We start from the raw sequence: 23,985 nt of genomic DNA on the forward strand, positions 1-23,985 counted from the left end.
CAGCATCCTGAAACCTGGCCATCAGAACAGCACGCGGCAGCGGATGGTGCCGGGAACCTGGGTCAGTTTCTCGACCGCCAGGCCCGAGGACTGGGCTGCCAGGTCGATCACCACATAGCCCACCTTCTCGTCGGTGCGCAGGTACTGGCCGGCAATGTTGATGCCGTTCTCGGCAAACACCTGGTTGATGGCCGACAGCACGCCGGGCTGGTTGTGGTGCACGTGCAGGATGCGGTTCTGGCCGGGGTGGGCGGGCAGGGCCACTTCGGGGAAGTTCACCGCCGAGGTGGTGGTGCCGTTGTCGCTGTACTTGACCAGCTTCTCGGCCACTTCCAGGCCGATGTTGGCCTGGGCCTCCATGGTGGAGCCGCCCACGTGCGGTGTCAGGATGACGTTGTCCAGGCCGCGCAGGGGCGAGACGAATTCATCCTTGTTGCTGCGCGGCTCGGTGGGGAACACGTCGATGGCGGCGCCCAGCAGCTTGCCGGCCTTCAGGGCCTCGGCCAGCGGCTCGATTTCCACCACGGTGCCGCGCGAGGCATTGATCAGGATGGCGCCGGGCTTCATGGCCGCGATTTCCTTGGCGCCGATCATCCACTGGGTGGAGGGCAGCTCGGGCACGTGCAGGGTGACGATGTCGCTGCCGGCCAGCAGATCGGCCAGCGATGCGGCCTGGCGCGCATTGCCCAGCGGCAGCTTGGTGGACACGTCATGGAAGAGCACCTGCATGCCCACCGACTCGGCCATCACCGACAGCTGGGTGCCGATGGAGCCGTAGCCCACGATGCCCAGCGTCTTGCCGCGGATTTCGTAGGAGTTCTCGGCGCTCTTGAGCCAGCCGCCGCGGTGGGCGGAGGCGTTCTTGGCAGGCACGCCGCGCAGCAGCAGGATGGCTTCGGCCAGCACCAGCTCGGCCACCGAGCGCGTGTTGGAGTAAGGCGCGTTGAAGACCACCACGCCACGCTCGCGCGCCGCGTCCAGGTCCACCTGGTTGGTGCCGATGCAAAAGCAGCCCACGGCCACGAGCTTTTGCGCGGCGGCGAACACGTCGGCCGTCAGCTGCGTGCGCGAACGGATGCCGACGAAGTGCACGTCGGCGATCTTGCGCTTGAGCTCCTCGCCTTCCAGCGCGCCCGTCACGGTCTCCACATTGGTGTAGCCCGCATTGCGCAGCACTTCGAGTGCGGAAGGATGGATGCCTTCGAGCAGCAGGAACTTGATCTTCGATTTATCCAGCGACGTTTTGGTCATGGGCGAGCCCTCTCTAGTCAGTCAGAAATCAAAGCGAGCATTACAGCGGATTCGGGAAGCCGCTACAGCCGGTAGGCCCAAAGCCAGCGCGCCCGCAAGCGGGAGAACCATGCGCCCTGCGGCCATGAACATCCCGCCATCCGGCAGACACCCATTGCAGGACGGCGCATGCCACGGGAGCACATGCACACTTCGAGTTTGGCGCGAAATGTAAAACATTGAGAACCGGTGCGCGCGTGCGCGGCAGCCTTCCTAGAATTCGCGCGTCTGCGTCCGGTGCTTTCAAATCAATAGCAACAGAACAGGCCTGCAGGCGGTCCGGACGCGCCCTTGTTTTACGAACCAACCGAGGAATCCGATGATTACAAACATGCTGCGCAGGATCGAGGACCTGCTGGTGCAGGTGGTGCGCGTGGTGCTGCTGGTGTTCTCCCTGCTCGTGCTGGTGGGCATGGCACTGTGGACCTGGGAGAGCTTCAGGCCCGGCAAGGCCGAGGCGCCCCAGGCCGTGGCCCAGGAATTGAACTGGAAGGACGCCAGGCCCGACCTGCAGTTCGTCGTGGACGAAACCAGCCGCGACCTGGGCGCGGGCGGCGGCGAACCCGCCATGGAAAAGCGCCTGGCCGATCCGGCGCTGCGCCCCGCCTTCCAGAAGGCCGACGCCCTGGTGCGCGCCTTCGTGAACAAGGATCCTGCGCGGCGCGAGCGCACCGAGCGGGACCACCAGGCCCGGGGCCTGGCACCGCTGCACCCGCTGCTGCAAGGCGACGCCCTGCCGTCCGAGGCCGATGTGCAGCGCCACATCCAGGAGCGCGGCCAGCGCGAAGGCGATGCCGGGGCCGTGGATGCGGCGGCCGATGCAGCGGCTGCCGATGCAGCGGCTGCCGCAGCCGCCTCCGCCGACGAGGAAGACAGCTGGATGGTCGATCCCGTGGATACCGCCGCCGCCATCCACGAGCGTGCCCAGGCCGCCGAGCTGGAACACGGCAAGGGCGCCTATGCGGCCTATGTGCAGGGCCTGCCCGCCGCGCTGGAGCAGGTCTTCGGCAATGCTGCCCTGGAGCCGCGGCTGCAGGCGCAGACGGCCCAGCAGATCCTGTCCACGGTGCTGCTGAACTACACGCTGTCCCTGGACAATGCGGCGCGCGCGCTGCGCGGCGAGGACAGCCACGGCAGCAGCTCCTGGAAGGAGCGCTTCGGCGCCGTGGAGACGGCCTTCTGGAGCATGCTGATGTCATTCCTCGTGCTGGTGGTGATGGTGCTGGTCTTCATCCGCATGGAGCGCCACCTGCGCGTAATCAGCCAGCAGCATGGCCAGGCACAGCGCCAGCCCTGAGGCCTTGCGCTATCGTTGCCGCTTTCCTTTCTGCTTGCCGCCTATCCGCATGACACGCAACACCACCACCCCCATCCATCCGCAATTCCTGGGCCGCATGTCGCCGCGCGCCTTCAAGCCGGAGGCACTGAGCCAGGCCCAGGTCGAGCAGCTGGCCGACGCCGCGCGCTGGGCGCCTTCGGCCAGCAACAAGCAGCCCTGGCACTTTGCCTATGCGCTGCGCGGCGATGCGAACTGGCAGGCCTTCAGCACCATTCCCAACGAGTTCAACCGCCGCTGGTGCCTGGAGGCGGGCGCGCTGATCGTGCTGATGTCCGACCGCCAGGCCTCGCCCGGCAAGCACAGCTTCGACGCAGGCTGCGCCTGGGGCTACCTGGCGCTGGAAGCCCACGCCATGGGCCTGGCCACGCACGCCATGGGCGGCTTCTCGGCCGACGCCGCACGCGAGGTGCTGCGCCTGCCCGAGCACCTGGAGCCCGAGGTGGTGATCGCCGTGGGCTGGCGCGGCGATGCAGCCGCCCTGCCCGACGATCTGCGCGAGCGCGAGGTGCCCACGCCGCGCAAGCCGCTGGCCGAAGTGCTGAGCGCCGGCCCCGTGGCCACGGGCGGCTGACGGCGGGTTCCAAGTCCTACGCCGCTTTGCGGGGATGCCCCGGATGGCCGCTCCAGGCCCCGGGGCTACACTGGCCCACAGGCCTGCGGCGCAGCAGGCGTCCATGACCCCAAGGAGTTGCCATGACACCATCCTCCAGCCCCAACCTCGACAAGCTGCGCAACATCGTCCAGAAGTTCGGCGCCAGCTCCTTCACCACGGACCAGGTGGCCAGCGAATACGACGACGCCCCGGCCACGGCGGAAAGCATCGAGCAGTTCGACGCCCTGCTGCAGCGCCATGCAGCCGTGCTGGGCATCCATTCCGTCCCCGGCAGCGGCGGCCAGGGCCACGGCGCCACCGTCTGGCAGCCGGCCTGAGCACCGAAACCACGCAGGGCACTGCGCCGCTACACTCGCTGCGGCCGGCACTTTGCCGGCGCGCAGTTTCCTTTTGATGTCCTCACTCTCCCCCCATACCTGGCTGCAGCTGTCCGTGGCAGCCAGTGCCTTGCTGGTGCTCGCCTCCATCGGCTGGGTCTGGCACGGCACGCGCGCCCTGCCCGCGGATTCGCGCGATGGCCGCAGCGCCCGGCGCATGGCGGCCCTGTTCGCCCTGGGCGCCCTGGCCTGGCTGGCCTACGGCCTGTACACGGGCTATGCCGCGCTGTGGAAGGCAGACGCGCTGATGCTGTTCGCCCAGCAAGGCGCGCTGCTGCGCCTGCCGCTGCTGATCGGCGGACTGGCCTGGGTGGCCGCGCTGCTGGTCACGCGCGTGCTGCGCATGCTGGGCCGGGCCGGATCGGCATGAGCCGGCGCAGACCCCCACGGCGCTGAGCGCTCAGGGCGCCGCCACCTCCTTGGGCAGCACATAGGCACGCACGCTGTCGCCAGCCTTGGTGCCGGTCGAACCATGGCCACCCGCCACCACCACCAGGTACTGGCGCTGGTCCGTGCCCAGGTAGGTCATGGGCGTGGCCTGGCCGCCAGCAGGCAGGCGGTCCTGCCAGAGCTGGCGGCCGCTGTCCACGTCGTAGGCGCGTACATAGTTGTCCAGAGCCCCCGAGTAGAAGGCCACGCCGCCAGCGGTCACCACCGGGCCGCCAATGCCGGGCACGCCCATGCGAAAGCCCAGCGGCAGCGGGCTCAGGTCGCGCGGCGTGCCGTTGCGGCGCTGCCAGACGATCTGGCCCGTGCGCAGGTCGGCACCCGCCACAAAGCCCCAGGGCGGCGCCTGGCAGGGAATGCCCAGCGGCGAGACAAAGGGCTTGAGCCGCACCGCAAACGGTGCGCCGAAGTTTTCGTTGAGCGCGGGCAGGCCGTCCTTGGGCGGGCCGCCATCCTGCACCAGCAGCGAGGTATCGTCCGCACGCGGCACCAGGGTGGAGACGAAGGCCAGCCGCGTGGGCGTGGCAAACGCCACCTGCCGGCGCGGATCCACGGCCACGCCGCCCCAGTTGAAGACGCCGAAGTTGCCCGGATAGATCAGCGAGCCCTGCTCCGAGGGCGGCGTGAAGCGCCCCTCGTAGCGCAGCCGGTGGAAGGCCAGCCGGCACCACAGCTGCTCGAAGGGCGTGGCACCCCACATGTCGCGTTCGGTCAGGGCCGGGGGATTGAAGCTCAGCTGCGAATGCGGCTGCGTGGGCGCCGTGCGGTCGCCGCGTGCCGCGCCCTGCGGCGCAGCCACCTCGGTGACGGGCAGCAGCGGCTGGCCCGTGCGCCGGTCCAGCACGAACAGCTCGCCCTGCTTGGTGGGCTGCACCAGGGCGGGCACGCTGTGGCCGCCGATCTCCAGGTCGATCAGGCTGGGCTGCGAGGGTACGTCGTAGTCCCAGAGATCGTGGTGCACGGTCTGAAACACCCAGCGCACGGCGCCCGTGGCGATGTCCAGCGCCACCACGGAGGACGAATACCGCTCGGCCTCGGCGCTGCGTCTCCCGCCCCATTGGTCGGGCGGCGCATTGCCCATGGGCACGAAGACGAGGCCCAGCGTCTCGTCCACGCTGGAGATGGACCAGCTGTTGGGCGAGCTGGGCACATAGGTCTGCCCTTCGGGCAGCGGCGTGCTGGTCGCTGGCCGCCCCGGGTCCCAGGCCCACAGCAGCGCGCCCGAGCGGATGTCGAAGGCGCGGATCACGCCCGAGGGCTCGCGCGTGGAATGGTTGTCCAACACCGTGCCGCCCACGATGATGCGGTCGCGCGCCACCACCACCGGCGAGGTCGAGTAGTACGAGCCCGGCTTGCGCTCGGGCATGCCCTGCCAGAGGTCGATCTGGCCCTGGCCGCCCGCCACGTTGCCGCAGGTCTGGCCGTCGGCGGGATTGAGGGCGACCACCTTGCCGTCGGCCGTGGCCATGAACAGCTTGGCGGTACAGCGGCCATCATCGGAGGAAGGGGCCGGGGAGACCGAGGAAGCCGGATCAGCCTGTACCGCCTGTACCGCCTGTGCGCCGGCCTTCCTTGCAGCCGGCGCCACCGCCGAATGCGTCTGCCCCGCCGCCGCATCGAACTGCGCGGCCGCCTGCGCCGACTGGTAGGACAGGCCCCGGCAGGTCAGGTGCTGCAGCGCCAGCCCCTTGGGCATGGGCAGGTCGCGCCGCCACAGCTGCTTGCCCGTGGTGGCATCGAGCGCAATCACCGACTGGTGGGGCGTGCACAGGAACAGGCGCTCGCCGATCTTCAGCGGCGTGACCTCGAACGTGGTTTCTTCGGGATCGCCGGGCTTGCCGCGCACATCGCCCGTGCGGAACTCCCAGGCCAATTGCAGCAGCCGCACGTTGTGCGGGCCGATCTGGCGCAGCGGCGAATAGCGCTGGCCCGCTCCGGTGCGGCCGTAGGCATGCCATTCGCCATCGGGCACGGCATCGGTGGCATCGCCCTGCAGCACCGGCGGGCTGCGCAGGCCGCCGGCATCGGAGGCCACCATGGACATGTTCTGCACGGCCGTGACCTGGCCGTCGGCCGGCAGGTCCGACGCAGCGGCGGCCGCCCCCGCAAACTGGCCCTGGGTTTCATGGGCATCGCGCTGGCGCCCGAATGACAGGCCCGCAAGAATGGCCGTGCCCAGCACCACCAGCGCCAGCGCCGCATGGGCCGGGGCCAGGCCCCGGTTCTGGCCCATGTCGGGCTCATGGCGCAGCGCACGCACCGACCAGGGCAGCACCAGCAGCAGGCCCATCAACCAGGGCAGCCCCAGGCGCCCCGCCAGCGGCCACCAGTCCAGCCCTATCTCCCAGACCGCCCACAGCGCGGTGCCCAGCAGCCACAGCGCAAACAGCCACAGCGCCATGGCCGAACGGCGCGCCACGCCCCACCCCACCACCAGCAGCAGGCCGGCGATCACGTAGTAGCCGCTGCCGCCGGCCAGCAGGAGCTGGGCGCCGCCCCAGGACAGCCAGGCCCCGGCTGCCCACAGCAGCAAGGCCATCAACCAACGCCACACCGTCATGCTGCCTCCCTTGATGTCAGCCCGCAGACTCGATGCGCAAAGCCTAGCCCTGCATGCGGGCGCCGCATGCAGGACGAATTCGACTCAGCAAGCGTGCAACGAGAAGGAGGAAGGAAAGGAGGGGCAGGAAGGAGAAAGAACGCGGCGGCGGGCGCGGCGTTGGGCCAGCCTCAGCGGCGTGCGCTCGCAGCCCACAGCTGGCGCAGCTGCTGCAGCTCGGCATCGAAGCGCTCCTGGATGCGGCGCTTTTCCTGGTCCTGCTGCTGGACGAAGCGCTGCTGCTCCTCCTGCGAGGCCGTGTTCTCGTCGAGCTGGCGGCGCAGCGATGCCGGCGCCTTGGCGGGGTCTTTCCTGTAGAACTCCATCTCGGCATTCAGGGCCGTGCGCCGCGTCTGCAGTTCCTGCTGGCGCTGGCGCGCCACGGAGATGACCTGATCGACCTGGGAGATGGCCTCGGCACGCTCGGCATCGTGGGCGGCCTGGTTGGGGTAGCGCGTGATCAACGCCTTGTCGCGCGAGCGCTCCTCGCGCATGCGGCGCTGTTCTGCCTGGTCGCGGCGGCGCTGGGCGTCCAGCTCGGCGCGTTCGTTGTCGGTCAGCGTGGGGCCCACGCGGCGCAGCTCCACGCCGGAGTTGCCCAGCACGCGCTGGTCGCGGTCCACGCATTCGGCAATCGGGCGGTCGGCCGTCAGGCGGCGGCCACGGGCGTCGGTGCATGAATAGATGCCCGGCCCCAGGGGCATATCCTGGGCGAGCACGGCGCAGCCCAGCGTGGCCAAGCCCATGGCACACAGCAAGGATCGTGCATGCATCGCCCGCTTCATCAACCGCTCACCCCTTGTCGTTGACTCCATAACGCTGGCGGTAGGCCAGCACGCGCTCATGGTGGCCGCTGCCTGCGCTGCCACCTTGAATCTCAAGATAAAGCAATAAGTCTGCCAGTTTTGCAATAGTGCAGACCTGCATGCCCAGCTGGTTGCGCACGTACTGCACGGCGCTGTGGGGCACGTCCTGGCCATTTTCCGTGGCCATTTCCTGGCGGTCCAGCGCGATGGCCACGGCATGCGGCGTGGCACCGGCGGCGCGGATGATGGCGATGGACTCGCGCGCGGCCGTGCCGGCGCTCATCACGTCGTCCACGATCAGCACGCGGCCCTTGAGCGGCGCGCCCACCAGGGTGCCGCCCTCGCCGTGGTCCTTGGCTTCCTTGCGGTTGTACGCAAAGGGCTTGTTGATGCCCATGCGGGCCAGCTCCACCGCCACGGTGGCCGCCAGCGGGATACCCTTGTAGGCCGGGCCGAAGATCATGTCGAACTCGATGCCGCTGGCCGCAATGGCTTTTGCATAGAATTCGGCGAGACGGCCCATCTTGCCGCCGTCATCGAACAGGCCGGCATTGAAGAAGTACGGGCTCATGCGCCCGGCCTTGGTCTTGAACTCGCCGAAACGCAGCACCCCTGCGTCAACGGCGAATTGCACAAATTCCTGCGCCAGACGGCCTGCGTCATCGGCCTGCAGATTACTCACCACCATGGATTCATCCTTGTTCAAATTGACCAGCCTCAACCTCAACGGCATCCGCTCGGCCTCGACCAAGGGCGTCGAAGCCTGGATCGAGGCCACTGCGCCGGATTGTATTTGCGTGCAGGAAATCAAGGCCCAGGCCGCCGACATGACCGGACGCTTCGAGCTGCTGGCCGGCCTGCGCGGCCACTTCCACTACGCCGAGAAAAAGGGCTACTCGGGCGTGGGCGTCTACAGCCGCCACGAGCCCAGCGACGTCGTGGTCGGCTTCGGCTCGCACGAATTCGACGCCGAAGGCCGCTACGTGGAGGCGCGCTTCGACACGCCATCGCGCAAGCTGTCCATCATCAGCGCCTACTTTCCCAGCGGCAGCTCCGGCGAACTGCGCCAGACGGCCAAGTTCCGCTTCCTGGCCGAAATGCACGCCCACCTGATGCGCATGAAGGGCGAACGCGAGTTCATCCTCTGCGGCGACATCAACATCGCCCACCAGCAGATCGACCTCAAGAACTGGCGCAGCAACCAGAAAAACAGCGGTTTCACGCCCGAGGAACGCGAGTGGATGACAAAATTGTTGAACAAAACTGAGCCGACTGGCGGCCTGGTGGACGTTTATCGCCTGCTCCAGCCCGACACCACCGACACCTGCTACACATGGTGGAGCAACCGCGGCCAGGCCTACGCCAACAACGTGGGATGGCGCCTGGACTACCACCTGGCCACCCCCGCTACCGCCGCGCTGGCCCGCACCGAGAACATCTACAAGGATGTGAAGTTCTCGGACCATGCGCCGGTGACCATCGGCTACGACATGAAGCTGTGAGACGTTCAAGCAGGGCCTTGGGTCGCGGCGGTTTGACTCGTCGCGCTCTCATACAGACACTGTGCGCATGATCTTTATCTGAGGGTTCCGAGATGAAATCCATTGCTGTCTCCAGCGCCAAGCGGCCAATCCATCTCACGATCAATGCAGATCTGGTGACGCAGGCCAAGGCCTATACCGACAATCTCTCGGCCACCATGGAATCCCTGCTGGCCGAATACGTTGCCAGGCAGGAGGGCGCACAGCGTGAGCGCCAACGGCTTGCCGACGCCTGCGCCAGCGACTGGAACGCGGTCAACATCGCGGTGGGTTCGTTCGCAGACGAGCACTCGACGCTCTAGTGGCGCAATTCGACGTTCATCGCAACAAGGGAGCCTTGCGCGACTCGATTCCCTACGTCGTCGTGGTCCAGTCCTCGCTGTTTGACCGCTACCGCCGTCGCGTCGTGGTTCCACTGGTTCGGCAGAATCTGCTGCCGCACGGCACTCCAACCGTGGGTGCGAGGATGAATCCTGTGTTTGTCATTGAAGGCGTGCCGGTCGTCCTGCATGCCCTGGACATGGTTTCAGTCGCCCTGGATCAATTGGGTGAAGTGGTGGCCTCACTGGAGCATGAAGGCCAAGCCATCGCCGATGCGCTGGACGAATTGCTGACCCGGTCCGGGGGCTGACCCAAGATCGTTTTCAAGGAGGCCAGGGCTTGGGCCCTGCCCTCCTCGGACTTCAGCCCGGGCGCATGCCTCACTCCAGCGCCTTGCCCATGTCCTCCACCACCTTCTTGGCGTCGCCGAAGACCATCATGGTCTTGTCCATGTAGAAAAGCTCATTGTCCAGGCCCGCATAGCCGGCCGCCATGGAGCGCTTGTTCACGATCACCGTCTTGGCCTTGTAGGCCTCCAGGATGGGCATGCCGTAGATGGGGCTGCCCTTGACGTGCGCGGCGGGGTTCACCACGTCGTTGGCGCCCAGGATGATGGCCACGTCGGCCTGGCCGAACTCGCTGTTGATGTCCTCCATCTCGAAGACCTGGTCGTAGGGGACCTCGGCCTCGGCCAGCAGCACGTTCATGTGGCCCGGCATGCGGCCCGCCACCGGGTGGATGGCGTACTTCACCGTCACACCGTGCTCGGTGAGTTTGTCGGCCAGCTCCTTGACCGCGTGCTGGGCACGCGCCACGGCCAGGCCGTAGCCGGGCACGATGACCACGGTCTCGGCATTGCCCAGGACGAAGGCCGCATCGTCGGCGCTGCCGCTCTTGACGTTGCGCTGCTGCTGGGAGCCTGCGGCCGCGCTGGTGGCCTCGCCGCCGAAGCCGCCCAGGATCACGCTGAAGAACGAGCGGTTCATGGCCTTGCACATGATGTAGCTCAGGATGGCGCCCGAGCTGCCCACCAGCGATCCCGCAATGATCAGCATGCTGTTGTTCAGCGAGAAGCCGATGCCCGCCGCCGCCCAGCCCGAGTAGCTGTTGAGCATGGACACGACCACCGGCATGTCCGCGCCGCCGATGGGAATGATCAGCAGCACGCCCAGCAGCAGGCCCAGGGCGATGACCAGCACGATGTCCATCCAGCTTTGGCTGTGCCAGAAGCCGAAGACGAAGAAGGCCGCCGCCAGCCCCAGCACGGCGTTGAGTGCATGCTGGCCCTTGAACTGCACGGGCGCGCCCTGGAACAGGCGGAACTTGTACTTGCCGCTGAGCTTGCCGAAGGCGATCACCGAGCCCGTGAAGGTCACGGCGCCGATGAAGGCGCCCAGCGCCAGCTCCACGCGGTTGCCGCCCGGGATGGCGCCGCCCTTGGCCGTGATGGCAAAGGCCCAGGGCTCGGCCACGGCGGCCACGGCGATGAACACCGCCGCCAGGCCGATCATGCTGTGCATGAAGGCCACCAGCTCGGGCATCTTGGTCATCTCCACGCGCTGGGCCATGACGGCACCGGCCGTGCCGCCGACCAGCAGGCCCAGCAGCACCCAGCCCAGCCCCAATGCATTGCCGCCGGCCAGCTGCACGATGAGCGCCGCCGTGGTCAGCACGGCGATCACCATGCCGGCCATGCCGAACAGGTTGCCCCGTATGGACGTGGTGGGATGCGACAGCCCCTTGAGCGCCTGGATGAAGCAGACGCTGGCCACCAGGTAGAGCAACGTGACGAGGTTCATGCTCATGACTGGCCCTCCGCCTTGGCATCCTTGCCGTCCTTGGCCGGAGCGCTCTTGCGCTCTTTCTTGCGGAACATCTCCAGCATGCGCCGCGTGACCAGGAAGCCGCCGAACACGTTGACCGCGGCCAGCGCCACGGCCAGCACGCCCATGGTCTTGCCCAGGCCCGTTTCCGTGAGCGCCGCCGCCAGCATGGCGCCGACGATGACGATGGCCGAGATGGCATTGGTCACCGCCATCAGCGGCGTGTGCAGCGCGGGGGTGACGGTCCACACCACGTGGTAGCCCACGTAGATGGCCAGCACGAAGATGATGAGATGGATGATGGTGGGGGATACGGCTTCCATGTCATTTCCTCCGCTGTGCTGCGAGTTGGCCTTCATGGGCCATCAGGCACGCGGCCACGATGTCGTCCTCCATGTCCACATGCAGGGCGCCATCCTTGTTGATGATGAGCTTGAGAAAATCGAGCACGTTGCGTGCATACAGGGCCGAGGCATCGGCCGCCACCAGCGCCGCCAGGTTGGTCAGGCCCACGATGGTCACGCCATGCGTGACCACGGTCATGCCGGCCTGGGTCAGCGGGCAGTTGCCGCCGCGCTCGGCCGCCAGGTCCACGATGACGGCGCCTGGCTTCATGGCCTGCACCATCTCGGCCGTGACCAGCACGGGCGCGGGCCGGCCCGGGATCAGCGCCGTGGTGATGACCACGTCGGCCTGGGCCACGCGCTTGGCGACCTCGGCCTTTTGCCGGTCCAGCCAGCTTTGCGGCATGGGGCGGGCGTAGCCGCCCACGCCTTCGGCGGCCTCCTTTTCCTCGGCCGTCTCGTAGGGCACATCGATGAACTTCGCGCCCAGCGACTCGACCTGCTCGCGCACGCTGGGCCGCACATCGCTGGCCTCGATCACGGCGCCCAGGCGCTTGGCCGTGGCAATGGCCTGCAGGCCGGCCACGCCCACGCCCAGCACCACGACGCGCGCGGCCTTCACCGTGCCGGCCGCCGTCATCAGCATGGGAAAGAAGCGCTGGTACTGGTTGGCCGCAATCATCACGGCCTTGTAGCCGGCGATGTTGGCCTGGCTGGACAGCACGTCCATGCTCTGCGCACGCGTGGTGCGCGGAGCCGCCTCCAGCGCATAGGCCGTGATGCCCGCATCGGCCAGGCGCTGCAGGCCTGCGGGCTGGAAGGGGTCCAGCATGCCGACCAGCGTTGCGCCCTTGCGGACCAGGGGCAGCTCATCCTCCGAAGGAATGCGCACCTTGAGCACAAGATCGGCGCCCAGGGCGCCTGCCGCATCGACGATCTCGGCGCCCGCTGCCTCGAACAAGGCATCGGGCACGCTGGCCGCCACTCCCGCTCCCGACTGCACGCGCAGCACATGGCCTTGCGCACGCAGCTTCTTGACGGTCTCGGGGGTCGCGGCCACCCGGGTTTCTCCTGCCATGGTCTCGGCAGGCACGCCAATCAACATACCGGTTCTCCCTCGCGTGATGCCGGTACCCGCCCTGCGCTGCATTGCGCAGGCGGCGGCCCGGCCCATCCTCGAAAAAATCCTTGCGCGCCTGCATGACGGCAGGCTGGCTTGGCGGCACGGCTAGCTTGTATCACGGCCGCGTGGCGGCAGCCACGGGGTCTGCCCGCGAGGATGTCGCCTGTCCGTCACAAGACGCCGGATTGCCGCGAAATGACAGCCACATTAAATGATCGCCATCCACGACCCGGCGCACCGCTGCCGTGTCCCAATGCACCTTTGAGCGACTGCAGCGGCGCAGCCGCGCAGTGCGAAGGAAGGCACCATGGGACTCTTGCAAAGACTGTTCGGACAACACGCGCGCGGCGGCCATCACGGCGGCAATATCGGCGTCCATATCGGCGGGCATCACGCCGGCGGCGCATACCCGCCTGCGGCCGTGGCGGCGGTCTGCCCCGGTTGCCATGCATCGATTGCCTCCAGCTCGCGCTTTTGCCCGCAGTGCGGCGGCGCGGTGCTGCCGCAGGCCTGCAGGAGCTGCAGCGCCAGCCATCCGGCCGGTGCGCGGTTCTGCGGGCAATGCGGCCAACCGACCACCTGACGGCGCAAGCGGGGGAGGCCCTGCGCTGCCATCAGGGGAAGGAGCGGGAATAATGGGCGCTTTCGCCAGAAGCACCCACGCCGCCCATGCTCCAGTACCACACCATCCCCGTCACCGCCTTCCAGCAGAACTGCTCGCTGGTCTGGTGCGACCAGACCATGGAAGCCGCCGTCATCGACCCGGGCGGCGACCTGGAGCAGATCGGCTGGGAGATAGATCGCCTGGGCCTGGCGCTCAAGGCCATCTGGCTCACGCACGCCCACATAGACCACGCGGGCGGCACGCGCGAGCTGGCCGATGCACAGCAGCTGCCCATCATCGGCCCCCATCCCGGAGACCAGTTCTGGATCGATGCCCTGCCCCAGCAGGGCGCCATGTTCGGCTTCCCGCATTCGGACCCCTTCACGCCCACGCGCTGGCTGCACGATGGCGACACGGTGAGCGTCGGCCAGGAAACGCTGCAGGTGCGCCACTGCCCCGGCCATACGCCCGGCCACGTGGTGTTCCATGCGCCACAGATCGACCGCGCCTTCGTGGGCGACGTGCTGTTCGCGGGCAGCATCGGCCGCACCGACTTTCCCCAGGGCAACCACCAGCAGCTGATCGACAGCATCGTCCAGCGCCTGTGGCCCATGGGCGACCAGACCGTGTTCATCCCGGGCCACGGCCCCGAAAGCAGCTTCGGCCGCGAGCGCAAGAGCAACCCCTACGTGGGCGGGACCTGAGCCTGCAGCTGCCTCAGCCCAGCACCTCGATCCACCGATAGCCCAGACGCACGCTGCCGCCCGCCTGCAGCTTGCGCAGCTCCTCGTTCACGCGCTGGCGCGAGGCGCCCACCACATGCGACAGATCACCCTGCGATATGCGCAGCAGGGTGCGGCCGCCGGGCAGGGGCTGGCCGTTCTCTGCCGCCAGCACCTGCAAGGTGGCCCAGACCCGGGCATGCAGCGTGTCCTCCGAACTGATGAAGATGGTGTCCAGCAGCCCGTTCACGCGCAGGCTCAGCAGGCGCGCCACAGCCAGGCATGCGGGCGCATCGCGCTCCAGGAAGTCCAGCAGCGGCTGGCGCGGCAGGACCAGCACCTCGACATCGCCATCGGCCACCAGGTCCACGGGCACGGGCGCATTGCCCAGCACCGAGCTGATGCCGGTGATCTCCCCGGCCTCCAGCCAGCGCGTCATGCGCTCGGTGCCGCCCACGGTGAAGGCCACGACACGAAAGCGCCCTGACAGCAGCACCAGCGCATGGTCGGCCGCATCGCCGCGCTTTTGCACGAACTGTCCATCGCGGTAGCGGCGCCTGGAGCCTATGGCCCGCAGCCCGCGTGCCGATGCGGCCGGCAATTCGGCCAGCAGGTCCACGCGATAGCGCTCGCTGCGCGCCTGCGCCAAAGAGGTGTTGGGGGAACCGAGCTTGGTGTTCACCCGATCATTGTCCCTTTCGCGGCAATTGGCGCATAGCACCGTCCTTGTAATCGGCCCCATACCCACACGTATGGAGCCCGCCCCATGATCCGCACCACGCTCGCCCTGGTATCCGCCTTCGTGTTCGCCCTGCTCTCGACCCAGGCAGCCCTGGCACAGACGCCCACGCTGCGCATCCAGGACTACCCCGGCATCGGCAATTTCCTGGTGCGCGTGGCCAACGCGCGGGGACTGTGCGAGAAGCACGGCATACGCTGCGAACTGCGCCCCATCCCGCAGGCGCCGCTGGCGCTGCAGACCTTGCTGGCCGGTGACCTCGAAGTGGCGTTTACGCCGCCCGAGGTGCTGCTCCAGGCGGTCAACAAGGGCGCCGACCTCAAGGTGATCGGCAGCGGCGCCAGCGCGCCGACGTTCTTCCTCATGGCATCGGCGGCCCTGCCCATGGCGCATGCCGCCCAGGGCTATCCCGCCGTGATGCAGGACTTCAAGGGCCGGCGCATCGGCGTGACGGCGCGCGGCAGCGCGGCCGAATTCCAGCTCGTGAGCCTGCTGCAGGGCGCCGGCATGAAGGCGGACGACGTCACCATCGTCGCCGTGGGATCGCCCAACACCGCCTTTCCGGCGATTGCGCAAAGGCAGGTCGATGGCCTGATGCTGTTCTCGCCCATGGACGGCTTTTGCGAGGTCAGCCAGGCCTGCCGCATCGTCGTCGATCCGCGCAGGGGCCAGGGTCCGGCCGATGTGGTGGACACCAACGGCGCCGGCGTGCTGCAGGTGGTGCGCGCCGACTTCCTGCGCAAGAACGCCCCGGCCGTGGAGGGCTTGCGCCGCGCCATGAACGAGGCGGCCGACTATGCCCGCGAACCGGCCCATTTCGATGCATTGCTCAAAGTCGCGCAGGACAGCTTCCGCATCAACACGACCGGCGGCGAACGGATCCTGGAAGTGGCGCTGCGCAACGCCATTCCTTCCATGCAGTTTGCGGTGGACCCCAAGGCCCTGCAGCATGCCGCGCGCTACCTGCAGCGCACGGGGCAGATCAGCCGGCTGATCGACACCGCGCCCCTGCTGGCGCAGTGAAGGGGGGGCGCGCCATGACTTCCAATGGATCGCAGCTGCCGCCGCAGGCCATTGCCGCCGACGGCCTGCACCTGAGCTTCGACGGCCGCACGCAGGTGCTGGACAACATTGCGCTGCAGGTGGCCGAGGGCGAATTCGTCTCGCTGGTCGGGCCCAGCGGCTGCGGCAAGACCAGCCTGCTCAACCTCTGCGCGGGCCTGGTGGCCCACACCGGCGCCGGCACGCTGCGCGTGCTGGGCGAGGCACCGCGCCTGGGCAGTTCCCGCGTGGGCTACATGCTGGCGCGCGACAGCCTGCTGCCCTGGTGCACGGCGCTGGAGAACGCCGCCTTCGGCGCGCGCGTGCGCGGCGTCGGCACGGCCGACAGCACGGAGCGCGCACTGCGCATGCTGCAGGAGGTGGGCCTGGCCGACCATGCGCAGGCCCTGCCCAAGGCCTTGTCCCACGGCATGCGCCAGCGCACGGCACTGGCGCGCACCTTTGCGCTGGACGCGCAGCTGCTGCTGATGGACGAGCCCTTCGGCGCCCTGGACGCGCAGACCAAGCTGCAGCTGCAGGACCTGCTGCTGCGCCTGTGCCAGCAGCACCGCCACAGCGTGCTGTTCGTGACCCACGACCTGGCCGAGGCCGTGGCCGTCTCCGACCGCGTGGTGGTGATGTCCTCGCGCCCGGGCCGCATCATCGCCGACCTGCCCATAGACCTGCCGCGCCCGCGCTCCATCCGCGACCTGCAGAAGTCCCCACGCTTCCATGAACTCTATGCGGCCCTGTGGTCGCAGCTTGAATCGGGATGGGTGCACCATGAAGGCTGACCGTCTGCAATGGCTGGCGCTGCATGCGCTGTTCATCTGTCTCGTGCTGGGACTGGCCGAATGGGCCGCCGCGCGCCGCTGGCTGGACCCCACCTTCTTCGGCCAGCCCAGCGGCGTGGCCGCCTATCTCTGGAACCATGCGGGCACGGCCCGGTTCTGGTCCGACCTGGGCTGGACGCTGGCCGCCGTGGGCTGCTCCTTCGTGCTGGGCAGCGTGGCCGCCTTCGCCACCGGGCTGGTCTTCGTGCGCTGGCCGGCCGTCGAGCGCTTTGCCGAGCCCTACTTCAACGCGCTGAACGTGATGCCGCGCATCGCGCTGGCGCCGCTGTTCATCCTGTGGTTCGGGCTGGGGCTGGGCAGCAAGATCGCCGTGGGCTGCTCGCTGACCTTCTTCATCGTGCTGTCGGCCACGGTGGCAGGCATGCGGGGCGTCAGCCAGGACCATGTGACGCTGTGCCGCACCCTGGGCGCCAGCGCCGCCACCACCTTCTTCGAGGTCACGCTGCCCGGCGCCGTCCCGGTGATCTTCTCGGGCCTGCGCCTGGGATTGATCTATGCCCTGCTGGGCGTGGTGGGCACCGAGATCATCGCCAGCGAAAAGGGCCTGGGCCAGACCCTGGCCTACCTGGGCTCCACCTTCGACATCAATGGCGTCATGGCGCTGCTGCTGGTGCTGGCCCTGCTGGGCGTGGGCATGGTGCGCTTCATGTCCTGGACCGAGAGGCGGCTGCTGCACTGGCAGTGAGCCCGCCAGCCCTCTCTCCCCACCTTCCCCCCTTCCTCCCCTCCCATCCGTTCCTTCAAGGAGTACCCCATGGCCAATGCCGCCCCCATGCAGCTGATCGACATCGACGCCCGCTACCACCACATCCGCCCCGTGCCGCGCATGCCCAACTTCGCGGCCTGGATCGAGGGCGTGGACCTGACCCGCCCCCTGTCCCCCGAGGTGCAGGCGGAACTGCGACAGGCCCTGTACGACTTCGAGGTCATCTTCTTCCGGCCCCAGGCCATCACGGCCGAGCAGCATGTGGCGCTGGCGCAGGTGTTCGGCCCGCTGTCCAAGGGCTCGTACTTCGAGCGCAAGAGCGGCATGCCCGACGTGGAGATGATCATCTCCGACAAGGACCGCCCGCCCGCCATAGACAACTGGCACACCGACATCAGCTGGAAGCAGCAGCCGCCGCTGGGCACCGTGATCCAGATCGTGACCACGCCGCCGGCCGGCGGCAACACCTGCTGGACCAGCACCAGCAAGGCCTATGACTGGCTCTCGCCCGGCATGCAGCAGTACCTGGAAGGCCTGCAGGCGGTCCATACCTGGGAGGAATCGGGCTTCCGGGAATACCTGGGCCGCAAGGGCGAGGAGGCGCTGTTCGAGGCGCTGCGCCAGTTCAAGCCCGTGACGCATCCCGTGGTGCGCACCAACCCCGATTCAGGCCGCAAGTGCATCTTCGTCAATGCCGATTTCACGCGCCACATCACGGGCGTGGACCGGCACGAGGCGCGCGGCGTGCTCACCTTCCTGCTGGACTGGCTGAAGAAGCCGGAGTTCATGGTGCATCATCAATGGGACGCGGGCGGCATCGCCATCTGGGACAACCGCAGCACGCAGCACTATGCTGTGGCCGACTACTGGCCCCACTACCGCGTGAACCAGCGCGTCACCTTCGACACTCCTTCCACCCAATGACAACGAGACACGGAGACAGCTTCATGAGCACGCAAGAGCACCTGCAGTTCTATATCGACGGCCAATGGGTTCCCCCGGCCGTGCCGCGCACGCTGGATGTGATCAATCCGTCCACCGAGGAGGTGGCCGCCCGCATCAGCATGGGCTCGGCCGCCGATGTCGATGCAGCCGTGGCCGCCGCACGCCGCGCGTTCGACGGCTTCTCGCAAACCACGCGCGACGAGCGGCTGGCCCTGCTGGACAAGGTGCTGGCGGTCTACATGCGCCGCATCGACGAGGTGGCGCAGACCATCTCGCTGGAGATGGGCGCGCCGCTGTGGCTGTCGCGCGCAGCCCAGGCCACGGTGGGCGCGGGGCACCTGAAGCAGACCCTGCAGGTGCTCAAGGAATTCGAGTTCGAGAGCGTGCGCGGCACCACCGGCATCGTGCATGAGCCCGTGGGCGTGGTGGGCATGATCACGCCCTGGAACTGGCCCATCAACCAGATCATGTGCAAGGTGGCACCGGCCCTGGCGGCGGGCTGCACCATGGTGCTCAAGCCCTCGGAGATCGCGCCGCTGAACGCCATCCTGGTGGCCGAGATCCTGCACGAAGCGGGCGTGCCGGCCGGCGTGTTCAACCTGGTCAACGGCGACGGCCCCTCGGTGGGCGAGGCCATGTCCGTGCACCCCGGCATCGACATGATGACCTTCACCGGCTCCACGCGCGCGGGCATTGCCGTGGCCAAGGCCTCGGCCGATACCGTCAAGCGCGTGACCCAGGAGCTGGGCGGCAAGTCGGCCAACATCGTGCTGGACGACGCAGACATCGAAAAGGCCGTGACCCAGGGCGTGAACGCCTGCTTCACCAACTCCGGCCAGAGCTGCAACGCACCCACGCGCATGTTCGTGCCGCGCGCCCTGCATGCGCGCGCCGTGGCCGCGGCCAAGACCGCTGCCGAAGGCATGAAGGTGGGCGATGCACTGGCCGACACGGGCGCCATGCACATGGGCCCCGTGGTCAGCGAGGCGCAGTTCCGCAAGATCCAGGGACTGATCGAGGCCGGCATCGCCGAAGGCGCCACCCTGGTGGCCGGCGGCACGGGCCGCCCCGAGGGCCTTGCGCGCGGCTACTTCGTGCGGCCCACGGTGTTTGCCGACGTGCGCAACGACATGACCATTGCGCGCGAGGAAATCTTCGGCCCCGTGCTGGTCATCCTGCCCTACGACACGGAGGAGGAGGCCATCGCCCAGGCCAACGACACGCCCTACGGCCTGTCGGGCTATGTGCAGTCAGGCAGCCTGGAGCGCGCACGCCGCGTGGCCTCGCGCCTGCGCACCGGCATGGTCCACCTCAACGGCGCGGGGCCGGACTTCGGCGCGCCGTTCGGTGGCTACAAGCAATCGGGCACGGGCCGGGAATGGGGCGAGCACGGCTTCAAGGAGTACCTTGAAGTGAAAGCCGTGATGGGCTATCAACCCAAGCAAAAAGCCGCCGCCTGAAGGCGGCTGCCTACCCGCGCCGTGCGGCCTCGTAGAGGCCTTCCACGCGCGGGATGTTGCGCTCCAGCTCGCGGATGCGCTCGGGGCCTGCGGGGTGGGTGGACAGGAATTCCAGGCCGCCGCGGTCGCCCGTGGCCTGGCCCATCTTGCGCCACAGCGAGACCGAGGCCTGGGGGTTGTAGCCGGCGCGCGCAGCCAGTTCCAGGCCCACGAGGTCGGCCTCGCTCTCATCGCCCCGGCTGAATTTCAGCGACAGCAGCTGGCCGCCCAGGCGGGCCGCCGCATTGCCCAGGTCGCCCAGGCCCAGCAATTGGGCGCCCAGCGAAATGCCGATGCTGGTGGCCTGGTTCTTGGCCAGCTGCTCGCGCGAGTGCTCGCGCAGCGCATGGGCCATTTCGTGGCCCATGATCATGGCGATCTCGTCGTCGGTCAGCTGCAGCTGGTCGATGATGCCGGTGTAGAAGGCGATCTTGCCGCCCGGCATGCAAAAGGCATTGATCTCCTTGCTGCCGATCAGATTCACCTCCCAGCGCCAGGCATTGGCGCGCGGATTCCATTGGGCGGTGTAGGGGATCAGCCGCCGGGCAATGGCGCGCAGCCGCAGCAGCTGCGGGTTGCTGTCGCCGGCCAGTGCGCCCTGGGCGCGGGCCTTGGCCAGCAGTTGCTGGTACTGGTCGGTGGCGGCGCCTTCCAGCGTCTCGGCCGGCACCAGCTTGCGCAGGCCCGAGGCACCGCCCACCTGCACCTGTGCCGCCACCGGCGCCGTGGCCAGGCCCAGGGCCGCCGCGCTGCCGGCCAGCAAGAAACCGCGACGCGCGCGCCAGGGCGCGCAGGCACAGCCCCAGGCGGACGGGGCACAGGATTCGGAAGAGAGATGGGATGGCTGCTGCATGCCGCCAAGTCTAGCGGCCATGCATGCCTGCAACATGCGGAGAACAGCGCATCGTGAAGAGCGGCGCCGACCTACAAAGAGTCACGCCATCTGCGCGGCCATCACGGCCCGCTGCGAGCGCATCTCGGCGCCGATCACCAGCATCAGCCCGGCCAGCACGGCCAGCAGCCCCAGCCACGATTGCAGCGGCTGCCGCTCGCCCACGACCCACACCGCCAGCACGAAGGCCGCCACGGGCTCGATCAGGCTCAGCGTCACGCCCGTGGGGCCGGAGATGCTGCGCAGCCCGATGGAAAACAGCATGTGCGCCAGGCCCGACACCACCACGCCCAGGTAGACCACCACCAGCACGGCCGCCAGGCTCCACTGCGGCAGGCCGCTTTGCACCAGCGCAATCGGCACCGCCATGCAGGCTGCCCCGGTGAACACATAGAAATTCACCACGCGCGGCGACATGTGGGTGACCAGGCGCTTGTTGATCAGCGCATAGCCCGCGTACGACAGCCCCGCCAGCAGGCACAGGGCCAGGCCGCTCCAGGACAGCGTGGCGCCGCCCCGGGCCATCACCATGGCCGCGCCTCCCGCCACGCTCACCAGCGTGCCGGCCCACCACAGGGCAGACAGGGGCGCGCGCAGCACCAGCGCCTGCATCAGCCCGGCCCAGATGGGGCCGCTGCCAATGGCCACGGCCGTGCCCACGGCCACGCCCGTGAGCGTCACGCCCTCGTAGAAAAAGATGCTGTAGCCGCCGATTCCCATGGAAGCCAGCAGAAACCAGGCCGGGCGCAGTCCCAGGTGCACCGGGTTGGGCAGCAGCGGCTGGACGGGTGCCCCGCCCTGCCCGGCCCGCCCGCGCAGCCTCCAATGGGAGACCGCCAGCAGCGCGCCCAGGAACAGGCTGGAAACCGCCAGCTGCGCGGCGCCCACCCAGAACGGCGACAGCCCGCCTGCGCCCAGGCTTTGCGCCGTGCCCGTCGTGCCCCACAGCACGGCAGCCACCGAAACGAAGGCAATGCCGACGGCAGAGGAAGAAGCGGAAGAATTGCGAACCATGGCGCCATGTTGCGCCTGGCGCGGCCGGGCATTTGTCGAGAAACGCTCGTAGTCCGCAAGACTGTGAACGGGCTAGCCGCGCAGTTGCCGCGCCGTCACGCCCCGGTCGCGCCGCAGCGCATAGGCCAGGGCGCTGGCCGAGGCATAGCCGCAGCGCAGCGCCGTGGCCTCCAGGGGCAGGCCCCGCGCCAGCCCGCGCTCGGCCGCATCCAGGCGCAGGCCGCGCAGCCAGGCCTGGGGCGGCTGGCCCGCCAGTTCCACGAAGCGCGCGTGAAAGCGCTGGGCGCTCATGTGGCACAGGGCGGCCAGCCGGGCCGTGGGCCAGTCCTCGTGCAATGCGGCCTGCACCTGCGCGGCCAGCCCTTGCAGGTCCAGCCCCCGGCGCGCCAGCAGGCCGGGCGCCTGCAGCACCTGGGCCAGCTGCTCGGCGGCCGGGCCTTCCGACTCCCGGCCGCGCAGGGCGGGCGGCACGGAAAAGCGCCGCATCCGGTCCAGCCCCGGGCCGCTGGGCGCATCGATGACGAACACGCGCGAGCGCGGCGCCGCCAGGTAGCCGTGGTCCACGCCGGCGGGGATGAGCATGCCGCTGACGGCGTCCACAAAGGCGCTGCGCCCGCCCACCTCCAGCTCCATGCGGCCCTGCAGCGCATAGAGGATTTGCGCATGGCCGTGGGCATGGGCCTGGTGCTCGCCGCTGTAGCTACGCACCGAGCTGTGCGGCGCGAAGGCGGTATCGGTGGCATCGGCCGCGCCGTCTTGCGCGGCGGCATCGCTGTGGAGGGAAGAGAGGGTGTAGGCCATGGCGGCATCCTGTGCCCGCGATGGTAGCGCGCGCCAGTCCGCGCCACCATGGGCCCGATAATGGCCGCAGCCTGCCGCAGCCCAACATGACCGAGCCGTCCACCACCACCTCCTCCGCCCCTTCCACCCCCACTGACGCGCCCCGCCGCAGCTGGGGCCAGACCCTGCGCGTCTATGCCGAGCCGGCCAGTCTGCGCATGCTGGCCCTGGGTTTTTCGGCAGGCCTGCCGCTGTTGCTGGTGCTGGGCACGCTGTCGTTCTGGCTACGCGAGGCCGGCGTGGACCGCACCACCATCGGCTACCTGAGCTGGGTGGGCCTGGCCTATGCCTTCAAGTGGGTCTGGTCGCCGCTGGTGGACCGCATGCCGCTGCCGCTGCTCACGCGCTGGCTGGGGCGGCGGCGCGGCTGGCTGCTGTTCGCGCAGATGCTCATCGTCGCCGGGCTGTGCGGCATGGCGTTCAATGATCCGCGCGTCTCGCTCACGCCGCTGGTGTGGTGCGCGCTGGCCGTGGCCTTCGGCTCGGCCACGCAGGACATTGCGCTGGACGCCTACCGCATCGAATCGGCCGATACCGAGCGCCAGGCCGCGCTGGCCGCCACCTACCAGACCGGCTATCGGCTGGCCATGATCTGGGCCGGCGCCGGCGTGCTGTGGCTGGCCGCCCGCGCCGAGGTGGCGGGCATGGCGGGCTACCAGAGCGGCGCCTGGCAGGTGGCCTACCTGGCCATGGCCGCCTCCATGGCCGTGGGCATGCTGACCGTGCTGCTCTCGCCGGAACCGGTGCCACGCCCGCTGGCACCTGCCCGCAACGCGGCCGAGTGGCTGCGTGGCGCGCTGGTCGAGCCCTTTGCCGACTTCCTGGGCCGCTACCGCTGGCAGGCGCTGCTGGTGCTGGGCCTGATCGCCATCTACCGCATCAGCGACGTGGTCATGGGCATCATGGCCAACCCCTTCTACGTGGACATGGGCTTCACCAAGGACGAAGTGGCCGCCGTGACCAAGGTGTACGGCGTGATCATGACGCTGGCGGGCGCCTTCCTGGGCGGGGCGCTGGCCATGCGCTGGGGCGTGATGCGCGTGCTGATGCTGGGCGCCGCGCTGTCGGCCGCCACCAACCTGCTGTTCGCCTGGCTGGCCACGCGCGGCCATGACGTGAATGCGCTGGTCTGGGTGGTGAGCGCGGACAACCTGGCCGGCGGCATCGCCTCGGCGGCCTTCATCGCCTACCTGTCGGGGCTGACCAATGTGCAGTACTCGGCCACGCAGTACGCGCTGTTCAGCTCCATGATGCTGCTGGCGCCCAAATGGCTGGCCGGCTTCTCGGGCGCCTTTGTCGATGCGCATGGCTACGTGAGCTTCTTCCAGGCCACGGCCCTGCTGGGCCTGCCCGTGCTGGTGCTGATCGCACTGGCCTCGCGCGTGCATGCGGTGCGGCCCGCGCAACGCGGCAGTTGAGCGGCTGGCCGCAGGCTGCGCTGTTTTACCGAACTTTACGCAAGCGACAAGCGCGGCTGACGGGGCGCTGCGAGCATCGTCGCAACAC

Annotated in this window: 26 protein-coding genes; 15 read left to right on the forward strand and 11 right to left on the reverse strand. The window is 68.7% G+C overall.

Annotated elements, in window-relative coordinates; translation table 11 throughout:
* Positions 1-21: 21 nt before the first annotated feature.
* Positions 22-1,251 (reverse strand): phosphoglycerate dehydrogenase, encoded by a 1,230-nt coding sequence (gene serA / locus HFGMBDPB_RS27880; protein ID WP_012202286.1) that lies wholly within the window; start codon positions 1,249-1,251, stop codon positions 22-24.
* 358 nt (positions 1,252-1,609) lie between these two features.
* Here serA and HFGMBDPB_RS27885 point away from each other — a divergent pair, with 358 nt between their 5' ends.
* The 4 genes from HFGMBDPB_RS27885 (at position 1,610) to HFGMBDPB_RS27900 (ending at position 3,989) form a co-directional block, all read left to right on the forward strand.
* Positions 1,610-2,587 (forward strand): hypothetical protein, encoded by a 978-nt coding sequence (locus HFGMBDPB_RS27885; protein ID WP_212646691.1) that lies wholly within the window; start codon positions 1,610-1,612, stop codon positions 2,585-2,587.
* A gap of 49 nt (positions 2,588-2,636) precedes the next feature.
* Entirely contained in the window at positions 2,637-3,200 is a 564-nt protein-coding gene (locus tag HFGMBDPB_RS27890; protein WP_212646692.1) for a nitroreductase family protein, read from the forward strand.
* Positions 3,201-3,322: 122 nt separating this feature from the next.
* On the forward strand, positions 3,323-3,559 hold the full coding sequence (locus tag HFGMBDPB_RS27895; RefSeq protein WP_016448557.1) for a hypothetical protein: 237 nt from the start codon (positions 3,323-3,325) through the stop codon (positions 3,557-3,559).
* Between the two features lie 76 nt (positions 3,560-3,635).
* Positions 3,636-3,989: a hypothetical protein gene (locus HFGMBDPB_RS27900; RefSeq protein WP_016448558.1), complete on the forward strand. Its 354-nt coding sequence runs from the start codon at positions 3,636-3,638 to the stop codon at positions 3,987-3,989.
* Between the two features lie 30 nt (positions 3,990-4,019).
* Here HFGMBDPB_RS27900 and HFGMBDPB_RS27905 read toward each other — a convergent pair whose 3' ends face one another.
* The 3 genes from HFGMBDPB_RS27905 to pyrE all read right to left on the reverse strand — a co-directional run bounded on the left by HFGMBDPB_RS27905 (position 4,020) and on the right by pyrE (position 8,159).
* Positions 4,020-6,626, reverse strand: a complete 2,607-nt coding sequence (locus tag HFGMBDPB_RS27905) for a membrane-bound PQQ-dependent dehydrogenase, glucose/quinate/shikimate family (protein WP_212646693.1) — start codon at positions 6,624-6,626, stop codon at positions 4,020-4,022.
* Between the two features lie 170 nt (positions 6,627-6,796).
* Complete coding sequence (locus HFGMBDPB_RS27910) at positions 6,797-7,411, reverse strand: hypothetical protein (protein WP_043791084.1); 615 nt, start codon at positions 7,409-7,411, stop codon at positions 6,797-6,799.
* A 46-nt stretch (positions 7,412-7,457) separates the two neighbouring features.
* Positions 7,458-8,159, reverse strand: coding sequence for an orotate phosphoribosyltransferase (gene pyrE / locus HFGMBDPB_RS27915; protein ID WP_016453598.1), 702 nt, complete (start codon positions 8,157-8,159; stop codon positions 7,458-7,460).
* Between the two features lie 10 nt (positions 8,160-8,169).
* Here pyrE and HFGMBDPB_RS27920 point away from each other — a divergent pair, with 10 nt between their 5' ends.
* The 3 genes from HFGMBDPB_RS27920 to HFGMBDPB_RS27930 all read left to right on the forward strand — a co-directional run bounded on the left by HFGMBDPB_RS27920 (position 8,170) and on the right by HFGMBDPB_RS27930 (position 9,643).
* Entirely contained in the window at positions 8,170-8,973 is an 804-nt protein-coding gene (locus tag HFGMBDPB_RS27920; RefSeq protein WP_016448562.1) for an exodeoxyribonuclease III, read from the forward strand.
* 92 nt (positions 8,974-9,065) lie between these two features.
* Complete coding sequence (locus HFGMBDPB_RS27925) at positions 9,066-9,314, forward strand: type II toxin-antitoxin system CcdA family antitoxin (RefSeq protein WP_043791083.1); 249 nt, start codon at positions 9,066-9,068, stop codon at positions 9,312-9,314.
* Entirely contained in the window at positions 9,314-9,643 is a 330-nt protein-coding gene (locus tag HFGMBDPB_RS27930) for a CcdB family protein (RefSeq protein ID WP_074922594.1), read from the forward strand. Before HFGMBDPB_RS27925 ends, HFGMBDPB_RS27930 begins: the two co-directional genes overlap by 1 nt.
* A 70-nt stretch (positions 9,644-9,713) precedes the next feature.
* On the opposite strand, the gene HFGMBDPB_RS27935 is transcribed toward HFGMBDPB_RS27930, so the two are convergent.
* The 3 genes from HFGMBDPB_RS27935 to HFGMBDPB_RS27945 are packed head-to-tail and all read right to left on the reverse strand — an operon-like array spanning position 9,714 to position 12,605.
* Positions 9,714-11,138, reverse strand: a complete 1,425-nt coding sequence (locus HFGMBDPB_RS27935; RefSeq protein ID WP_074922592.1) for an NAD(P)(+) transhydrogenase (Re/Si-specific) subunit beta — start codon at positions 11,136-11,138, stop codon at positions 9,714-9,716.
* A complete protein-coding gene (locus HFGMBDPB_RS27940; protein WP_012202276.1) occupies positions 11,135-11,479 on the reverse strand; it encodes an NAD(P) transhydrogenase subunit alpha part 2 in 345 nt (114 codons plus the stop codon). The genes HFGMBDPB_RS27935 and HFGMBDPB_RS27940 overlap by 4 nt, the downstream gene beginning before the upstream one ends.
* Position 11,480: 1 nt before the next feature.
* Complete coding sequence (locus HFGMBDPB_RS27945; RefSeq protein ID WP_016453602.1) at positions 11,481-12,605, reverse strand: Re/Si-specific NAD(P)(+) transhydrogenase subunit alpha; 1,125 nt, start codon at positions 12,603-12,605, stop codon at positions 11,481-11,483.
* 325 nt (positions 12,606-12,930) lie between these two features.
* Here HFGMBDPB_RS27945 and HFGMBDPB_RS27950 point away from each other — a divergent pair, with 325 nt between their 5' ends.
* Positions 12,931-13,206 (forward strand): zinc ribbon domain-containing protein, encoded by a 276-nt coding sequence (locus HFGMBDPB_RS27950; protein ID WP_074922588.1) that lies wholly within the window; start codon positions 12,931-12,933, stop codon positions 13,204-13,206.
* 86 nt (positions 13,207-13,292) lie between these two features.
* Entirely contained in the window at positions 13,293-13,931 is a 639-nt protein-coding gene (locus HFGMBDPB_RS27955; protein ID WP_212646694.1) for an MBL fold metallo-hydrolase, read from the forward strand.
* Between the two features lie 13 nt (positions 13,932-13,944).
* On the opposite strand, the gene HFGMBDPB_RS27960 is transcribed toward HFGMBDPB_RS27955, so the two are convergent.
* A complete protein-coding gene (locus HFGMBDPB_RS27960; protein WP_013800207.1) occupies positions 13,945-14,631 on the reverse strand; it encodes a Crp/Fnr family transcriptional regulator in 687 nt (228 codons plus the stop codon).
* Between the two features lie 84 nt (positions 14,632-14,715).
* Between HFGMBDPB_RS27960 and HFGMBDPB_RS27965 the strand changes: the two genes are divergently transcribed.
* The 5 genes from HFGMBDPB_RS27965 to HFGMBDPB_RS27985 all read left to right on the forward strand — a co-directional run bounded on the left by HFGMBDPB_RS27965 (position 14,716) and on the right by HFGMBDPB_RS27985 (position 19,694).
* On the forward strand, positions 14,716-15,711 hold the full coding sequence (locus HFGMBDPB_RS27965) for an ABC transporter substrate-binding protein (protein ID WP_046241079.1): 996 nt from the start codon (positions 14,716-14,718) through the stop codon (positions 15,709-15,711).
* Between the two features lie 14 nt (positions 15,712-15,725).
* Positions 15,726-16,523: an ABC transporter ATP-binding protein gene (locus HFGMBDPB_RS27970; RefSeq protein ID WP_016448569.1), complete on the forward strand. Its 798-nt coding sequence runs from the start codon at positions 15,726-15,728 to the stop codon at positions 16,521-16,523.
* Positions 16,513-17,268 carry an ABC transporter permease gene (locus tag HFGMBDPB_RS27975; protein WP_212646695.1) on the forward strand — a complete coding sequence of 252 codons (756 nt, stop codon included), beginning with the start codon at positions 16,513-16,515 and terminating at the stop codon, positions 17,266-17,268. The genes HFGMBDPB_RS27970 and HFGMBDPB_RS27975 overlap by 11 nt, the downstream gene beginning before the upstream one ends.
* Before the next feature lie 69 nt (positions 17,269-17,337).
* On the forward strand, positions 17,338-18,213 hold the full coding sequence (locus tag HFGMBDPB_RS27980) for a TauD/TfdA dioxygenase family protein (protein ID WP_212646696.1): 876 nt from the start codon (positions 17,338-17,340) through the stop codon (positions 18,211-18,213).
* 23 nt (positions 18,214-18,236) lie between these two features.
* The gene (locus HFGMBDPB_RS27985; RefSeq protein WP_212646697.1) at positions 18,237-19,694 is read left to right on the forward strand and encodes an aldehyde dehydrogenase family protein; all 1,458 of its coding nucleotides are present in this window, start codon (positions 18,237-18,239) and stop codon (positions 19,692-19,694) included.
* 10 nt (positions 19,695-19,704) lie between these two features.
* Here the strand turns inward: HFGMBDPB_RS27985 and HFGMBDPB_RS27990 are convergent, their stop codons facing one another.
* The 3 genes from HFGMBDPB_RS27990 to HFGMBDPB_RS28000 form a co-directional block, all read right to left on the reverse strand.
* Positions 19,705-20,607, reverse strand: a complete 903-nt coding sequence (locus HFGMBDPB_RS27990) for a M48 family metallopeptidase (RefSeq protein ID WP_047218837.1) — start codon at positions 20,605-20,607, stop codon at positions 19,705-19,707.
* A gap of 60 nt (positions 20,608-20,667) precedes the next feature.
* Positions 20,668-21,639, reverse strand: coding sequence for a DMT family transporter (locus tag HFGMBDPB_RS27995; RefSeq protein WP_061288653.1), 972 nt, complete (start codon positions 21,637-21,639; stop codon positions 20,668-20,670).
* Positions 21,640-21,711: 72 nt separating this feature from the next.
* On the reverse strand, positions 21,712-22,440 hold the full coding sequence (locus HFGMBDPB_RS28000) for a helix-turn-helix domain-containing protein (protein ID WP_013800199.1): 729 nt from the start codon (positions 22,438-22,440) through the stop codon (positions 21,712-21,714).
* Between the two features lie 86 nt (positions 22,441-22,526).
* Here HFGMBDPB_RS28000 and HFGMBDPB_RS28005 point away from each other — a divergent pair, with 86 nt between their 5' ends.
* Positions 22,527-23,897 carry an AmpG family muropeptide MFS transporter gene (locus HFGMBDPB_RS28005; RefSeq protein WP_425558486.1) on the forward strand — a complete coding sequence of 457 codons (1,371 nt, stop codon included), beginning with the start codon at positions 22,527-22,529 and terminating at the stop codon, positions 23,895-23,897.
* The last annotated feature ends 88 nt before the right edge of the window (positions 23,898-23,985 follow it).

The sequence above is a fragment of the Delftia sp. PE138 genome, from assembly GCF_018320755.1.
Classification (GTDB): domain Bacteria; phylum Pseudomonadota; class Gammaproteobacteria; order Burkholderiales; family Burkholderiaceae_C; genus Comamonas; species Comamonas tsuruhatensis.

Excerpts from the sequence above, each read along its gene's own strand:
- serA (WP_012202286.1), bottom strand. The coding sequence starts at position 1,251 with ATGACCAAAACGTCGCTGGATAAATCGAAGATCAAGTTCCTGCTGCTC.
- HFGMBDPB_RS27885 (WP_212646691.1), top strand. The coding sequence starts at position 1,610 with ATGATTACAAACATGCTGCGCAGGATCGAGGACCTGCTGGTGCAGGTG.
- HFGMBDPB_RS27890 (WP_212646692.1), top strand. The coding sequence starts at position 2,637 with ATGACACGCAACACCACCACCCCCATCCATCCGCAATTCCTGGGCCGC.
- HFGMBDPB_RS27895 (WP_016448557.1), top strand. The coding sequence starts at position 3,323 with ATGACACCATCCTCCAGCCCCAACCTCGACAAGCTGCGCAACATCGTC.
- HFGMBDPB_RS27900 (WP_016448558.1), top strand. The coding sequence starts at position 3,636 with ATGTCCTCACTCTCCCCCCATACCTGGCTGCAGCTGTCCGTGGCAGCC.
- HFGMBDPB_RS27905 (WP_212646693.1), bottom strand. The coding sequence starts at position 6,626 with ATGACGGTGTGGCGTTGGTTGATGGCCTTGCTGCTGTGGGCAGCCGGG.
- HFGMBDPB_RS27910 (WP_043791084.1), bottom strand. The coding sequence starts at position 7,411 with ATGGGCTTGGCCACGCTGGGCTGCGCCGTGCTCGCCCAGGATATGCCC.
- pyrE (WP_016453598.1), bottom strand. The coding sequence starts at position 8,159 with ATGGTGGTGAGTAATCTGCAGGCCGATGACGCAGGCCGTCTGGCGCAG.
- HFGMBDPB_RS27925 (WP_043791083.1), top strand. The coding sequence starts at position 9,066 with ATGAAATCCATTGCTGTCTCCAGCGCCAAGCGGCCAATCCATCTCACG.
- HFGMBDPB_RS27935 (WP_074922592.1), bottom strand. The coding sequence starts at position 11,138 with ATGAGCATGAACCTCGTCACGTTGCTCTACCTGGTGGCCAGCGTCTGC.
- HFGMBDPB_RS27940 (WP_012202276.1), bottom strand. The coding sequence starts at position 11,479 with ATGGAAGCCGTATCCCCCACCATCATCCATCTCATCATCTTCGTGCTG.
- HFGMBDPB_RS27945 (WP_016453602.1), bottom strand. The coding sequence starts at position 12,605 with ATGTTGATTGGCGTGCCTGCCGAGACCATGGCAGGAGAAACCCGGGTG.
- HFGMBDPB_RS27950 (WP_074922588.1), top strand. The coding sequence starts at position 12,931 with ATGGGACTCTTGCAAAGACTGTTCGGACAACACGCGCGCGGCGGCCAT.
- HFGMBDPB_RS27955 (WP_212646694.1), top strand. The coding sequence starts at position 13,293 with ATGCTCCAGTACCACACCATCCCCGTCACCGCCTTCCAGCAGAACTGC.
- HFGMBDPB_RS27965 (WP_046241079.1), top strand. The coding sequence starts at position 14,716 with ATGATCCGCACCACGCTCGCCCTGGTATCCGCCTTCGTGTTCGCCCTG.
- HFGMBDPB_RS27970 (WP_016448569.1), top strand. The coding sequence starts at position 15,726 with ATGACTTCCAATGGATCGCAGCTGCCGCCGCAGGCCATTGCCGCCGAC.
- HFGMBDPB_RS27975 (WP_212646695.1), top strand. The coding sequence starts at position 16,513 with ATGAAGGCTGACCGTCTGCAATGGCTGGCGCTGCATGCGCTGTTCATC.
- HFGMBDPB_RS27980 (WP_212646696.1), top strand. The coding sequence starts at position 17,338 with ATGGCCAATGCCGCCCCCATGCAGCTGATCGACATCGACGCCCGCTAC.
- HFGMBDPB_RS27985 (WP_212646697.1), top strand. The coding sequence starts at position 18,237 with ATGAGCACGCAAGAGCACCTGCAGTTCTATATCGACGGCCAATGGGTT.
- HFGMBDPB_RS27990 (WP_047218837.1), bottom strand. The coding sequence starts at position 20,607 with ATGGCCGCTAGACTTGGCGGCATGCAGCAGCCATCCCATCTCTCTTCC.
- HFGMBDPB_RS27995 (WP_061288653.1), bottom strand. The coding sequence starts at position 21,639 with ATGGTTCGCAATTCTTCCGCTTCTTCCTCTGCCGTCGGCATTGCCTTC.
- HFGMBDPB_RS28000 (WP_013800199.1), bottom strand. The coding sequence starts at position 22,440 with ATGGCCTACACCCTCTCTTCCCTCCACAGCGATGCCGCCGCGCAAGAC.
- HFGMBDPB_RS28005 (WP_425558486.1), top strand. The coding sequence starts at position 22,527 with ATGACCGAGCCGTCCACCACCACCTCCTCCGCCCCTTCCACCCCCACT.